The organism is Pseudomonas sp. CFBP13509 (genome assembly GCF_005233485.1).
Lineage (GTDB): Bacteria > Pseudomonadota > Gammaproteobacteria > Pseudomonadales > Pseudomonadaceae > Aquipseudomonas > Aquipseudomonas marginalis.
This window is the reverse complement of sequence record NZ_QGAA01000023.1, coordinates 1-13435: the sequence shown is the minus strand read 5'-3', so window position 1 is coordinate 13435 and position 13435 is coordinate 1. Positions and strand designations below refer to the sequence as shown.

Here is a 13435-nt window from a genome sequence, read left to right as displayed (position 1 = left end):
CGCCTTAGTGTGTTTCAGTACGAACTAAATCAGCGCTGTCCTGAGCGTTTTCTGCATGGGAGTTTATTGCGTCGATTCTGATTGACTCGACTCATTAACTTACTATAGGGAGCGCACTGCCCATGATTTGCTCTGAACGTTCTCGGCTCAACTTCTCACTTGAAAACCTGCCGCCTTCCGATCCTGGCCCCTATGGTGTGGGCGCCGGTCGCAAACCAACCTTCACGACGGAACAGGCCGGAAAGTACATCACCCGCAATAATCTGCATTTCCACGACCGTAATGGCGACAAGCGGATCGACCTCTCCTATACCGTAGACCCGACGTTCAGCGTCGCGCAGCAACGCCGAGTGCGCCAGGCGGTGCAATATTGGGAGGACGTGGCCAACATCAGTTTCAAGGAACGGGCAGCCGGCGCCGACGGCACGGTCCACATCAAAAACAACCCGCGCGGTGACCGTGGCGTCGCCAGCTCACCCTCGCGCGGCATTACCACCACCACGGCCACGGTCGGCACACTGCGAGAAAGTAGTTCGCCGGCGCAGGGCAGTCACTTTTCAGTCACTACCGTGCATGAAATCGGCCACGCCATCGGCCTGCAGCATCCGGGTGACTACAATGGCGGCGGTGCTGATTACAACAATGGTGCCAGGTATGCCGGCGATACAAAGGCACGCAGTGTGATGAGCTACTGGTCGGAGACGAACCAGGCCGGCCATGATTTTCGGTATTCGAATCCCTCTGCCCCGATGATGGATGACATCGCAGCCGTTCAGCGGCTCTATGGGGCCAATCACAAAACCCGCAACACCGACACCACCTACGGTTTCAATTCCAATACCGGCCGCGACGCCATGACCCTCACCAGTGCCAGGGATAAAGCTATCTTTTGCATATGGGATGGGGGCGGTAACGACACCCTGGATTGTTCCGGGTTTTCCCAGAACCAGAACATCAATTTGAACGCCGAGTCGTTTTCCGATGTGGGCGGCTTGAAGGGCAATGTTTCCATCGCCAAGGGCTGCGTGGTTGAAAACGCCATCGGTGGGGCCGGACGTGATGTCTTGACGGGGAATGAGGCGGACAATCGGCTCAAGGGCGGCTTGGGTGCAGACAGGCTGCGGGGCGGCGGCGGGGCGGATATTTTTGACTACGACAAGGCCAGCGACTCCACACCGCAGCAGCCTGACCTGATCGAGGACTTTACCAGCGGGACGGACAAGATTGACGTCTCGGGTGCATTGAAAGAGGCGCGCGTCGGTGCCCTGACGTTCACTGATCGATTCTCTGGTCGCGCCGGCGAGGCATTGCTCAGGCACGACGCGGCCACCGGGCGTTCAAGCCTGGAGATAGATCTGAAGGGGAGCGGCAGCGCCGACCTGGTGGTCAAGAGCATTGGCCAGATCAAACCCGGCGATGTGCAGTGGCAGGGGCAAAAGCCGGAGGTTAAACCCGCACCGAAGGTTGTCCCCACACCGGCCCCTGCGCCGCCGCCGGCGCCCCCGCCGGATAGCAGCACGGACCCGCTTGCAGCGTTACGCGAGGTAATGATCAAGGCGTTCTCAGCCTTGTTGCAGTGGATACAAAACATCGTCCAGCCGTCGGATGCCCGCAGATAACACTGCCATGACGAGGCGCTGACAGGCTCAAGCCTTGATCAGCGCCTGCCATGGTCGGCAAACGCCAGCGCCTTGGCCCTTGCAACGCACAGACAAGCCTGTGGGGAATGCCCATGGCATGTCACTCGGTTGGCGGTTTTCAACATCGCGCAAAACAACCATCAGTCAGCCTGACCTATTTTGTGCTTGAGTAAAGATAACTCTAGGGTTACTTTTATTTGGGCCGAGCCAAGGAGGCTGGTGTGCAAAGCAGGCTATTGATCAAGGAGCTGCAAGAGGCGGGTTGGGTGCTGGATCGGGTCACGGGCAGTCATCCTATTTTTACCCACCGCTATAACCCGTACACGATCCCGGTGCCGCATCCGAAGAAGGATCTGCCGCTGGGCACCATCAGAAGCATCAGGAAACGTGCCGGGCTGTTTCAGTTTTAAGGAGAGCATTCATGCAATACCCAATCTGTATCGAATGGGGCGATGACTTCACCGCCACCGGAATCCAGATCCCCGATATTCCAGGCGCAGTCACCGCCGGGGACAGTTTCGAAGAGGCCTACAACGCCGCGGTAGAAGTCGCGCACATCCTGCTGCAGGAGATCGCCGCAGAGGGCGGGGTGATTCCGATGCCAACGTCGGTGGCCGATCATCACACCCACGAAGATTACGCCGGGATGGGCTGGGGCATGCTGGAACTGGACATCTCGCCGTATCTGGGCAAGACCGAGAAGGTCAATGTGACCTTGCCCGGCTATGTCATCCAGCGAATCGACCGGTATGTGCGCGAGCACAAGGTCAAAAGCCGCTCGTCATTTCTGGCGGATGCGGCTTTGGAGAAGTTGGTGCGTTCCTAGGCGGTGGCGACAGCCGTTTGCCGCGACGCACTGAGGAACCGCAACAACGCCACCAGTGGGAACGCACTGCCCACCAGCATCACACCCAGCCAGCCAGCGTGTTCGTACACGCTGCTGGCAATCGCCGAGCCGAAGGCACCGCCGATGAAGATGCTGGTCATGTACAGCGCGTTCAAACGGCTGCGGCTGTTGGCGTCGAGGGCGTAGATGGCGCGTTGGCCGAGGACCATGTTCATCTGCACGCAGAAGTCCAGGACCACGCCGGTCACCGCCAGGCCGATGACGCTGTACAGCGGGTGCACGAAGGCCGGCAGGAAGCTCAACACCGCAAAGACCATGGCCAGCAGCGACGCGCGGTGGGTGTGGCCGGCATCGGCCAGGCGCCCGGCGATGGGGGCGGCAATGGCGCCGATGGCACCGACCAGGGCGAAGATCGCGATCTGGGTCTGGCTCAGGCCGTGGTTGCGCACCAGCTCCAGCGGGGCGGCGGTCCAGAACAAGCTGAACGTGGCGAACATGCAACCTTGGTAAAACGCGCGTTGGCGCAGCAGCGGTTGTTCACGCAGCAGGGTGCCCAAAGAACGTAGCAATTGGCCGTAGCTGGCGCTGTGGTCAGGCTGGCGCTTGGGGATGGTCAGCATCAGCACCACGCTGATAAACGCCATTAACGCGGCGGCGGCCATGAACATCGCGCGCCAGCCAAAATGGTCAGCCACGACGCTGGACACTGGCCGCGCCAGCAGGATGCCCAGCAGCAGGCCACCCATGATGCTGCCGACCACCCGGCCCCGAGACTCGGCAGGCGCCAGGTGTGCGGCCAGGGGGATCAGGATCTGTACCGACACCGAACTGAAGCCGATCAGCAACGACACCAGCAGGAACAGGTTCGGTTGTTCGGTAAAGGCCGCGCCCAACAGGCTGGCAATCGCCACCACGGTCGTCATGATCATCAGCTTGCGGTTTTCCAGCAGGTCGCCCAGGGGGACCAGGAAAAACAGGCCGAGGGCATAGCCGATCTGCGTCAGGGACACAATCAGGCTGGCCATCGCGGGGGTGAGGCCGATGTCGGGGGCGATCAGTTCGATGATCGGCTGGGCGTAGTAGATGTTGGCGACGATGGCGCCGCAGCAAAACGCAAACAGCATCACCATTGCGCGGGTCATGGTGCTCGTAGCGTGTGGGGTAGCATTCATGGTGTTCTCATAAAAGCGAAGGTAGATGGCGAGCGAGAGTAAAGACAAGGCTCAACGGCGAGTAGGCCGTTTGTGGTGATATCACTTATGCCGGGTGATGATACATTCAGAAACAACTGCTGAAACAGGAAATCCAGCGCCATGAAAATCACGTTCAACAAGATACTCCTGGCTTCAAGCCTCGCTGCTGCAATGGCCCTGGGCCTGGCCAATGCCGCCGATGCCCCGCGCGTAGGCGTACGCGGGGCAATCACCGCGATGGACGGGGATGCGATGCAGGTCAAGGTCAACAGCGGTGAAGACGTCACCGTGCACCTGACCAAGGATACCCAGGTGCGCGCCGTTACCCTGGCCAGGATCGACGAAATAAAACCCGGCAGCTACATCGGCTCTGCCGCCATGCCCAACGCCGACGGTACTCTCACGGCGCTGGAAGTGCATGTGTTCCCGCCAGCCATGGCTGGCACGGGGGACGGGCATCGGGCGTTTGACCTGAAGGAAGGCAGCAGCATGACCAACGGCACCGTCGGCGACCTGGTGGTCAGCAAAGGGCGGACGTTGACCGTGAAATACAAAGGCGGCGAACAGAAGATCGTGGTGCCGGAGGATGTGCCGATCGTCAACCTGGAACCGGGGGACCGCAGCTTGCTCAAGCCGGGGGTGAAGGTGGTGTTGTTTGCCGCGCAGGGGGCGGATGGGAAAATCACGGCCCAAGCCATCTCAGCCGGCAAGGATGGCGTGACACCGCCGATGTAGCTGCAAAACCCAGATCTAAATGTGGGAGGGGCGAGCCTCCTCCCACATTTGTCAGTTACTGACCGGAGTAGATCTGGTCGAAAACCCCACCATCATTGAAGTGGGTTTTCTGCACGGTGCGCCAGTCACCAAAGGTCTTCTCCACCGACAGGAAGTCGACTTTCGGGAAGCGGTCGGTGTACTTGGCCAGCACCTTCGGGTCACGCGGGCGCAGGTAGTTGTTGGCGGCGATTTCCTGGCCTTGCGGCGACCACAGGTACTTCAGGTAGTCTTCAGCCGCCACGCGGGTGCCTTTCTTCTCGACCACTTTATCCACCACCGACACCGGCGGCTCGGCTTCGGCGGAGACGCTTGGGTAGATCACTTCGAACTGGTCACGGCCGAATTCACGCGCGATCATTTCCGCTTCGTTCTCGAAGGTCACCAGCACGTCGCCGATCTGGTTGGTCATGAACGTGGTGGTGGCGGCGCGGCCACCGGTGTCCAGCACGGGCGCCTGTTTGAACAGCTTGCCGACAAAGGCCTTGGCCTTGTCTTCATCGCCGCCGTTCTTGAGCACATAACCCCAGGCCGACAGGTAGGTGTAGCGGCCGTTACCCGAGGTTTTCGGGTTGGGCACGATCACCTGCACGCCATCTTTCAACAGGTCAGGCCAGTCTTTCAGGGCTTTCGGGTTGCCCTTGCGCACGATGAACACGGTGGCCGAGGTAAACGGCGCGCTGTTGTTCGGCAGGCGGGTGACCCAGTCGTCCGGCACCAGTTTGCCGTTGTCGACCAGAGCGTTGATGTCGGTGGCCATGTTCATGGTAATCACGTCAGCCGGCAGGCCGTCGATCACCGAGCGCGCTTGTTTGCTGGAACCGCCGAAGGACATCTGCAGGGTCAGCTTGTCGTTCGGGTGCTCGGCCTCCCAGTGCTTCTGGAAGGCGGCGTTGTAGTCCTTGTAGAAATCGCGCATCACGTCGTAGGAGACGTTGAGCAGAGTGACCGGGGCGGCCTGGACGGCGCCCGCCAGGGCAAGGCCGGCGGCCAGGAGAGAGGCGCTTACGAGTTTTTTCACTGCTCATTCCTTGTTGTTCGGGAGAAGAGGGGAGGCACATTGCCAGCGACTATAGCCGGGGGCACTTAGTCGCTTAAAGATTAAAAAGAACTTTGCTTATTCCACTTTCTTAAAAAGATTGCTGCCGCAGCGCGAACAGAACGCCGCGTTGGGCTCGTGGCTGTTTTTCCTGCACACCGGGCAGTCGTGTTGCAGTTGCTCACCGCGCATGGCACTGGCCAGCTCGGCAGTAAAAATCCCCGTGGGCACGGCGATGATCGAGTAACCGGTGATCATCACCAGCGACGAAATCACCTGGCCCAACGGCGTCTTGGGCACGATATCGCCAAAGCCCACGGTGGTCAGCGTCACGATCGCCCAATAGATGCCCTTGGGGATACTGGTGAAGCCGTGCTCCGGGCCTTCGATCACATACATCAAGGTACCGAACACCGTGACCAGGGTGCACACGCTCACCAGGAACACCACGATCTTCTGCTTGCTGCCGCGCAGCGCCGCCATCAGGTAGTTGGCCTGCTTGAGGTACGGGCTGAGCTTGAGCACGCGGAAAATCCGCAGCATCCGGATGATGCGGATGATCAGCAGGTACTGCGCGTCGCTGTAGTACAGCGCAAGGATGCCGGGCACGATGGCGAGCAGATCCACCAGCCCGTAAAAGCTGAAGGCGTAGCGCAACGGCTTGGGCGAGCAGTACAGGCGCAACCCGTACTCGATCAGGAAGATCAGGGTGAAGCCCCATTCAATGTAGGCCAGCACATCGGCGTAGTTCTGGTGGACCTGGTCGATGCTGTCGAGCATCACGATCACCAGGCTGGCGAGGATGATCAACAGCAGGATGCCGTCAAAGCGCCGCCCGGCGACGGTGTCGCTTTGAAAAACCATGACGTAGAGCCGCTGACGCCAGTCGTTGTTGCTGTCCATAAAGCCCGCCTGAATCGAATATCGAGCAAGCCTAGGGGGATTCGAAGGGGCTGTCCATGCAGGGTTTCCTGAGTATTCGGGCGCCGGCGAGTACCAGCCAGCAGGCAAGGACAAACGGCGCGGTGAGTGCCGGCAGATGCAGGGCAGCAAAGCCCGGTGTGAGAAGGATCGCCAGCAGGATGCCGAGCAGCGGCAGCCAGGGTTGGCGCCGTGCCTGGCTCAGCGCCAGGGCCGCGAGAGCCGGGTTGTAGCTGTGCAGGCCGAGGAGGGCGGCGCTGGTGTCGTCCAGCAGCAAGGCGATCATTACGCCGCTGCTGGCGCCGATCACGGCCCAGACCGCGGCACGCCGGTTCGCCAGCCACAGGCCGAGGGCAATCAGCGCGCCCGCCAGCGGCTGGTCCAGCAGCATGATTTGCGCGAGGCCGGTGAACGGCGCGCTGAGCACCGCCAGGGTATCGGGCTCGCCGAGGGCGAAGGCACTGTGTGGGACGCTGCCCAGCAGCAGCCAGCCCAGGCCGACAAAGGGCGCGGTGTAGGCGGGCAGGTCGTGCGGCCGACTGGCGTGTTTCAGCCACTGCCGCGTGAGAATCGCGCTCAAGCCGCCGCACGCGAGGATCAGCGGTGGCAACAAGGCCGACCAGGCGAAATGCTGGCTGATCAGCAAACCAAGCAGCACGCCGTTGTAGCTATAGAGTCCAGCCTGGCGCCCGGCCTTGGGATAGTCGCGACGCTGGGCCGTGAGCAACCCGGCGACCCCACCCAGCAGCGCACCGCCGAGCAAGGCCGGGGCGCCGATCAGGATCGCCAACAGGCACAGCAGGCCGCACAACGGATGGCGTTGCAGGAAGATCTGGCTGAAGCCGTTGAGCAGGGCTTCGGCCCAGTCGGGGCAGGTTGGGGTGTGCATGATGGGTATTCAGTGAGACCGAGTTGTTCCCATCGGGGGCTTGCCCCCGATGGGGCCTCTACAGGCGCTAGATCAGCGTCTCTATACGCAAGGAGTTGGTCGACCCCGTCTGCCCGCGCTGCGCCATGCCCTGGGCCTGGGCAATCTCCAGCGCCGTGGAACACACTTCATCCACCTGGCGAATCCAGTGGTAACGCCGGGCGTGATCGGCATGCTCACCGTGGCTGAAGTTGAGGCGGAAGATATTCACCCCGGCTTGCACCAGCTCGCGGATGTCGTCGATACCGTCGGTGGCCGGGCCCAGGGTGGCGAGGATCTTGACCTTCTTGTCAGGCGTCATGGCGGGCAGTCTCAAGGATCAGGATGGCGCGCACGTCATTGACATTGGTGCGGGTCGGCTCGGTAACGATCAAGCCGTCGAGGGCGGCGAAGTAGCCATAACCGTTGTTGTTATCCAGCTCGTCGCTGGCCGACAGGCCCAGAGCTTCGGCGCGCGCATAGCTGCACGGGGTCATGATTGCGCCGGCGTTGTCTTCCGAGCCGTCGATGCCGTCGGTGTCGCCGGCCAGGGCGTACACGCCCGGCAGGCCTTTGAGGCTGTCGGTCAGGCTCAACAGGAATTCGGCGTTGCGCCCGCCACGGCCGTTGCCGCGCACGGTGACGGTGGTTTCACCGCCGGAAAGGATCACGCACGGCGCCGCCAGCGGCTGGCCGTGCTGCACGATTTGCCGCGCGATGCCGGCGTGCACTTTGGCCACGTCCCGCGCCTCGCCTTCCAGGTCGCCGAGGATCAGTGGGCTGAAACCGGCCTGGCGCGCTTTCACCGCCACCGCTTCCAGGGATTGTTGCGGGCGCGCGATCAGTTGGAAGTGGCTGCGGGCGAGTACCGGGTCGCCGGGCTTGACGGTTTCCGAGGCTGGATTCTGCAACCAGCTGCGCACGGCGGCCGGTGCGTCGATGCCATAGCGCTTGAGGATCGCCAGGGCCTGTTGCGAAGTGCTGGGGTCGCCGACCGTGGGGCCGGAGGCGATGACCGTGGCCTGGTCGCCCGGCACATCGGAAATCGCGTAGGTGTAGACCGTGGCCGGCCAGGCCGCCTTTGCCAGCCGACCGCCCTTGATTGCCGAGAGGTGCTTGCGTACGCAATTCATCTCGCCAATGGTGGCGCCGGATTTGAGCAGGGCTTTGTTGATGGCCTGCTTGTCGGCCAGGCTGATGCCTTCGGCAGGCAGTGCCAGGAGTGCCGAGCCGCCGCCGGAGAGCAGGAAGATCACCCGGTCGTCTTCGCCCAGGTTGCTGATCAATTCCAGCACGCGCTTGGCCACCGCCAGGCCGGCGGCATCGGGCACCGGGTGGGCGGCTTCGACCACTTCGATTTTCTGGCAAGGGGCGCCGTGGCCGTAGCGGGTCACCACCAGGCCCGAGACTTCGCCTTGCCAGCAATTCTCGACGACCAGCGCCATGGCGGCGGCCGCCTTGCCGGCGCCGATCACGATCACGCGGCCGCTGCGGTCGGCGGGCAGGCAGGGTTCGAGGACGTGCCGGGGGTGGGCGGCGTCGATGGCTGTGGCAAACAGCTCGCGAAGCAGGTGTTGCGGATCGACCGACATAAGCGGGCTCCCGGGGGATTTTTGTTATTAGAGGTGCAGCCCTTTCAAAGGGGGGTTACTTATCGCGAATCGAGAAGTTCGCCATATGCTCCAATCCCTTGATCAGCGCCGAGTGGTCCCAATTCCCGCCACCAAGCGCCGCGCAGGTGCTGAACACCTGCTGGGTGCCGGCGGTGTTCGGCAGGTTGATCCCCAGTTCCCTGGCACCGGCCAGGGCCAGGTTCAGGTCCTTCTGGTGCAGGTTGATGCGGAAACCCGGATCGAAGGTGCCCTTGATCATGCGTTCGCCATGCACTTCGAGGATCTTCGACGAGGCAAAGCCGCCCATCAGCGCTTCACGCACCTTGGCCGGGTCGGCGCCGTTCCTGGCGGCGAACAGCAGCGCTTCGGCCACCGCCTGGATATTCAGCGCGACGATGATCTGGTTGGCCACTTTGGCGGTCTGGCCATCGCCATTGCCGCCCACCAGGGTGATGTTCTTGCCCATGCTCTGGAACAGCGGCAGGGCGCGTTCGAAGGCCTGTGGTTCGCCACCGACCATGATGCTCAAGGTCCCGGCCTTGGCGCCGACTTCACCGCCGGACACCGGGGCGTCGAGGTACTGCGCGCCGTGCTCGTTGATCTTCGCCGCAAACGCCTTGGTGGCCGTGGGAGATATCGAACTCATGTCGATCACCACCTTGTTCGGCGACAGGCCCGCCGCCACACCGTCGGCACGGAACAGCACGTCGTCGACCTGCGGCGTGTCGGGGACCATGACGATAATGAACTCGGCTTCCTGGGCCACTTGCTGCGGGGTGGCCAGGGCCACGGCGCCGGCGCTGATCAGCTCGGCCGGCGCCTTGCCGTGGTGTTCGGAAAGAAACAGTTGATGACCGGCTTTCTGCAGGTTCGTGGCCATGGGCTGGCCCATGATGCCGGTGCCGATAAATCCGATTTTAGCCATGATGAAGTCCTCTTTTTATTCTCTGTGGGCGCTGGGCTTGCTGTGGTGAGCGGGCTTGTCCCGCGCTGGCTGCGTAGCAGCCCCATGGGGTCAGTGGTAAAGCCCCCCTCACCACAGCAAGCCCCCTCCCACAAGGTTTTGTGTGGTGTCGGTTAGATGGCGTTGTGGGCTTTAAGCCAGCCCAAACCCGCTTCGGTGGTGGTCAGCGGCTTGTATTCACAGCCGACCCAACCCGCGTACCCGATGCGGTCCAGATGTTCGAACAGGAAGCGGTAGTTGATCTCCCCGGTTCCCGGCTCATTGCGCCCAGGGTTGTCCGCCAGCTGGATGTGATTGATCTCCTCCAGGTGCGCCGCCATGGTCCGGGCCAGGTCGCCTTCCATGATTTGCATGTGGTAGATGTCGTACTGCAGGAACAGGTTGTCACTGCCCACCTGTTCGCGAATCGACAGGGCCTGTGCAGTGTTGTTGAGGTAGAAACCCGGAATGTCGCGGGTGTTGATCGCTTCCATCACCAGCTTGATGCCCGCCGCCTGCAGCTTGTCGGCGGCGTACTTGAGGTTGGCGACAAAGGTCTTTTCCACGGTTTCATCATCCACACCCTGGGGCCGAATCCCCGCCAGGCAGTTGATCTGGGTATTGCCCAGCACCTGGGCGTAGGCGATGGCCAGCGTGACCCCAGCACGGAATTCCTCGACCCGGTCCGGGTGGCACGCCAGGCCGCGTTCGCCCTTGGCCCAGTCACCGGCCGGCAGGTTGAACAGCACCTGGGTCAGGCCGTGGGCGTCGAGCTGGGCCTTGATGTCAGCCGAGCTGAATTCGTAGGGGAACAGGTACTCGACACCCTGGAAACCGGCATCGGCAGCGGCTTTGAAGCGAGCGAGAAAGTCCTGCTCGGTAAACAGCATGGACAGGTTGGCGGCAAAGCGCGGCATAGGGTTCTCCTTAATCGAGCAGGGAAATGGCAGTCGGTGCATCGTTGCCGACCAGGGCCAGGTCTTCGAATTCGTTGACGGCGTTGATTTCGGTGCCCATGGAAATATTGGTCACGCGCTCCAGAATGATCTCGACGATCACCGGTACCTTGAACTCCTCGATCATTTGTTCGGCCTTGCGCAACGCCGGCGCGATCTGTCCCGGTTCGAACACGCGCAGGGCCTTGCAACCCAGGCCTTCGGCAACTGCGACGTGGTCGACGCCATAGCCGTTCAGCTCGGGAGCGTTGAGGTTGTCGAAAGACAACTGCACGCAGTAGTCCATTTCAAACCCGCGCTGGGCCTGGCGGATCAGCCCCAGGTAGGAGTTGTTCACCACTACATGGATGTACGGCAGCTTGAACTGTGCGCCCACCGCCAGCTCTTCGATCATGAACTGGAAGTCATAGTCGCCGGACAGCGCCACCACCTTGCGGCTCGGGTCGGCCTTGACCACGCCCAGCGCCGCCGGAATGGTCCAGCCCAACGGGCCGGCCTGGCCGCAGTTGATCCAGTGGCGGGGCTTGTACACATGCAGGAACTGCGCGCCGGCAATCTGCGACAGGCCGATGGTGCTGACGTAGCAGGTGTCTTTGCCGAACACCTGGTTCATCTCTTCGTACACCCGTTGCGGCTTGACCGGCACGTTGTCGAAGTGAGTCTTGCGCTGCAGGGTCGCCTTGCGCTGCTGGCAGTCATGCAGCCAGGCACTGCGGTCCTTGAGCTTGCCGGCGGCTTTCCACTCGCGGGCCACTTCAATGAACATCGTCAGCGCGGAGCCGGCGTCGGACACGATGCCCAGGTCCGGGGTGAATACGCGACCAATCTGGGTTGGTTCGATGTCGACGTGAATGAATTTACGCCCTTCGGTGTATACCTCCACTGAACCGGTGTGGCGGTTGGCCCAACGGTTACCGATCCCCAGCACCACGTCGGACTTGAGCAGCGTTGCGTTGCCGTAGCGGTGGGACGTCTGCAGGCCGACCATGCCGACCATCTGGGGGTGATCGTCGGGAATGGTGCCCCAGCCCATCAGCGTCGGGATCACCGGGATGCCGGTCAGTTCGACGAACTCCACCAGCAGCTCGCTGGCATCGGCGTTGATCACGCCACCGCCGCTCACCAGCAACGGGCGTTCCGCCTGATCCAGCAGGGCCAGGGCCTTTTCGACCTGGATGCGCGTGGCCAGTGGCTTGGCCAGTGGCAGCGGCTGGTAGGCGTCGATGTCGAATTCGATCTCGGCCATCTGCACATCGAACGGCAGGTCGATCAGCACCGGGCCAGGGCGGCCGGAGCGCATTTCATAGAAAGCTTTCTGGAACGCGTACGGCACTTGGCCCGGCTCGAGGACGGTGGTCGCCCACTTGGTCACCGGCTTGACGATGCTGGTGATGTCCACGGCCTGGAAGTCTTCCTTGTGCATGCGGGCCCGTGGCGCCTGGCCGGTGATGCACAGGATCGGGATCGAGTCGGCCGAGGCGCTGTAGAGGCCGGTGACCATGTCGGTGCCCGCCGGGCCCGAGGTGCCGATGCACACGCCGATATTGCCGGCCTTGGTGCGGGTGTAACCCTCGGCCATGTGCGAGGCGCCTTCAACGTGGCGAGCAAGGACGTGATCGATGCCACCCACCTTCTGCAAGGCTGAGTACAGCGGGTTGATCGCAGCGCCTGGGATACCGAAGGCGGTGTCCACGCCTTCACGGCGCATGACGAGGACGGCGGCTTCGATTGCTCTCATTTTGCTCATGATTTTGGTGCCTCTTGCGTTTTGTAATTGTATACAAGTGGTGTCTGTCCAAAGTGTATTCACGGCGGGCTGCGCAGGTCAATCCATTTTATTGATTGGTCTTTGCGTTCGTCGGAACGGCTTTTTTCGACGTATGGAGTCTTTGTTTGAAAATATTGTATACAAAAATAAATGTCATTGTGTTCTATTTGTTTGGTCGAGCATCTGATCAAACAGACTTCCACCGCTTTCCCAATAACAAAAGAAGGACGGCACCATGAGCGCTTTAACCTTGAAGATTGCCACCCACCTGGCCGGCCAGGCCCTCAGCGCAGGGCGCACGATCTCAGCCGCACCGCTGACCGTTGCGGTCCTCGACTGCGGCGGCCACTTGATCACTCTGCAGCGCGAAGACGGCGCCAGCCTGCTGCGCCCGCAGATCGCCATCGGCAAGGCCTGGGGTGCGATTGCGCTGGGCAAGGGCTCGCGCTTGCTGGCGCTGGACGCACAGCAACGGCCGGCGTTTATCGCAGCGTTGAACAGCCTGGGGCAGGGCAGCGTGGTGCCGGCGCCGGGTGGGGTGTTGATTCGGGATCAGGCGGGGGCGGTACTGGGGGCGATCGGGATCAGCGGGGATACGTCGGATATTGATGAGCAGTGTGCGATCACGGCGATCGAGGGGCTGGGGTTGAGGGCGGATGCGGGGGTGTCAGCTTAAGCATTGAGTGACTATCAGGGCCTCATCGGGGCATAGGTATCTACACATCTTGAGCCGAGCCCCCTGCGTAGCAGCTGTCGAGCCTTGGCGAGGCTGCGTCGGCGGTGTGTCAGACGCGCCGCAAACGCAGCCTCGCCAAGGCTCGACAGCTGCTACGC

General features: G+C 62.0%; 13 protein-coding genes and 1 pseudogene. 5 read left to right on the top strand and 9 right to left on the bottom strand.

Features of this window, described 5'->3' with window-relative positions; all coding sequences use genetic code 11:
- Positions 1 to 122 precede the first annotated feature (122 nt).
- From PspCFBP13509_RS27285 to PspCFBP13509_RS27275, 3 genes are all read left to right on the top strand, one after another.
- A complete protein-coding gene (locus tag PspCFBP13509_RS27285) occupies positions 123 to 1619 on the top strand; it encodes a M10 family metallopeptidase C-terminal domain-containing protein (protein ID WP_137212959.1) in 1497 nt (498 codons plus the stop codon).
- Positions 1620 to 1861: 242 nt separating this feature from the next.
- On the top strand, positions 1862 to 2050 hold the full coding sequence (locus PspCFBP13509_RS27280; protein ID WP_065924468.1) for a type II toxin-antitoxin system HicA family toxin: 189 nt from the start codon (positions 1862 to 1864) through the stop codon (positions 2048 to 2050).
- Positions 2051 to 2061: 11 nt separating this feature from the next.
- Positions 2062 to 2466: a type II toxin-antitoxin system HicB family antitoxin gene (locus tag PspCFBP13509_RS27275; protein ID WP_065924469.1), complete on the top strand. Its 405-nt coding sequence runs from the start codon at positions 2062 to 2064 to the stop codon at positions 2464 to 2466.
- Here the strand turns inward: PspCFBP13509_RS27275 and PspCFBP13509_RS27270 are convergent.
- Entirely contained in the window at positions 2463 to 3659 is a 1197-nt protein-coding gene (locus PspCFBP13509_RS27270) for an MFS transporter (protein ID WP_137212958.1), read from the bottom strand. The two genes, PspCFBP13509_RS27275 and PspCFBP13509_RS27270, sit on opposite strands and share 4 nt — an antisense overlap.
- Before the next feature lie 141 nt (positions 3660 to 3800).
- Between PspCFBP13509_RS27270 and PspCFBP13509_RS27265 the strand changes: the two genes are divergently transcribed.
- On the top strand, positions 3801 to 4415 hold the full coding sequence (locus PspCFBP13509_RS27265; RefSeq protein WP_065924471.1) for a DUF5666 domain-containing protein: 615 nt from the start codon (positions 3801 to 3803) through the stop codon (positions 4413 to 4415).
- 55 nt (positions 4416 to 4470) lie between these two features.
- Here the strand turns inward: PspCFBP13509_RS27265 and PspCFBP13509_RS27260 are convergent, their stop codons facing one another.
- From PspCFBP13509_RS27260 to gcl, 8 genes and pseudogenes are all read right to left on the bottom strand, one after another.
- Positions 4471 to 5475, bottom strand: coding sequence for a sulfate ABC transporter substrate-binding protein (locus tag PspCFBP13509_RS27260; protein WP_065947265.1), 1005 nt, complete (start codon positions 5473 to 5475; stop codon positions 4471 to 4473).
- A 96-nt stretch (positions 5476 to 5571) separates the two neighbouring features.
- Positions 5572 to 6396, bottom strand: a complete 825-nt coding sequence (locus PspCFBP13509_RS27255; protein WP_065924473.1) for an ion transporter — start codon at positions 6394 to 6396, stop codon at positions 5572 to 5574.
- Positions 6397 to 6427: 31 nt separating this feature from the next.
- Entirely contained in the window at positions 6428 to 7303 is an 876-nt protein-coding gene (locus PspCFBP13509_RS27250; protein ID WP_137212957.1) for an urea transporter, read from the bottom strand.
- Between the two features lie 142 nt (positions 7304 to 7445).
- Positions 7446 to 7643: pseudogene (locus tag PspCFBP13509_RS32000) on the bottom strand (pyruvate kinase); the annotation flags it as partial.
- Positions 7633 to 8913 (bottom strand): glycerate kinase type-2 family protein, encoded by a 1281-nt coding sequence (locus tag PspCFBP13509_RS27240; protein WP_065924476.1) that lies wholly within the window; start codon positions 8911 to 8913, stop codon positions 7633 to 7635. The gene PspCFBP13509_RS27240 and the pseudogene PspCFBP13509_RS32000, both read right to left, overlap by 11 nt.
- Before the next feature lie 55 nt (positions 8914 to 8968).
- Positions 8969 to 9859 carry a 2-hydroxy-3-oxopropionate reductase gene (locus PspCFBP13509_RS27235; RefSeq protein WP_065947268.1) on the bottom strand — a complete coding sequence of 297 codons (891 nt, stop codon included), beginning with the start codon at positions 9857 to 9859 and terminating at the stop codon, positions 8969 to 8971.
- 152 nt (positions 9860 to 10011) lie between these two features.
- The gene (hyi, locus tag PspCFBP13509_RS27230; protein ID WP_065924478.1) at positions 10012 to 10794 is read right to left on the bottom strand and encodes a hydroxypyruvate isomerase; all 783 of its coding nucleotides are present in this window, start codon (positions 10792 to 10794) and stop codon (positions 10012 to 10014) included.
- Positions 10795 to 10804: 10 nt separating this feature from the next.
- Entirely contained in the window at positions 10805 to 12580 is a 1776-nt protein-coding gene (gene gcl / locus PspCFBP13509_RS27225; protein WP_137212956.1) for a glyoxylate carboligase, read from the bottom strand.
- Positions 12581 to 12836: 256 nt separating this feature from the next.
- Here gcl and PspCFBP13509_RS27220 point away from each other — a divergent pair, with 256 nt between their 5' ends.
- Positions 12837 to 13277: a GlcG/HbpS family heme-binding protein gene (locus PspCFBP13509_RS27220; protein ID WP_137212955.1), complete on the top strand. Its 441-nt coding sequence runs from the start codon at positions 12837 to 12839 to the stop codon at positions 13275 to 13277.
- The last annotated feature ends 158 nt before the right edge of the window (positions 13278 to 13435 follow it).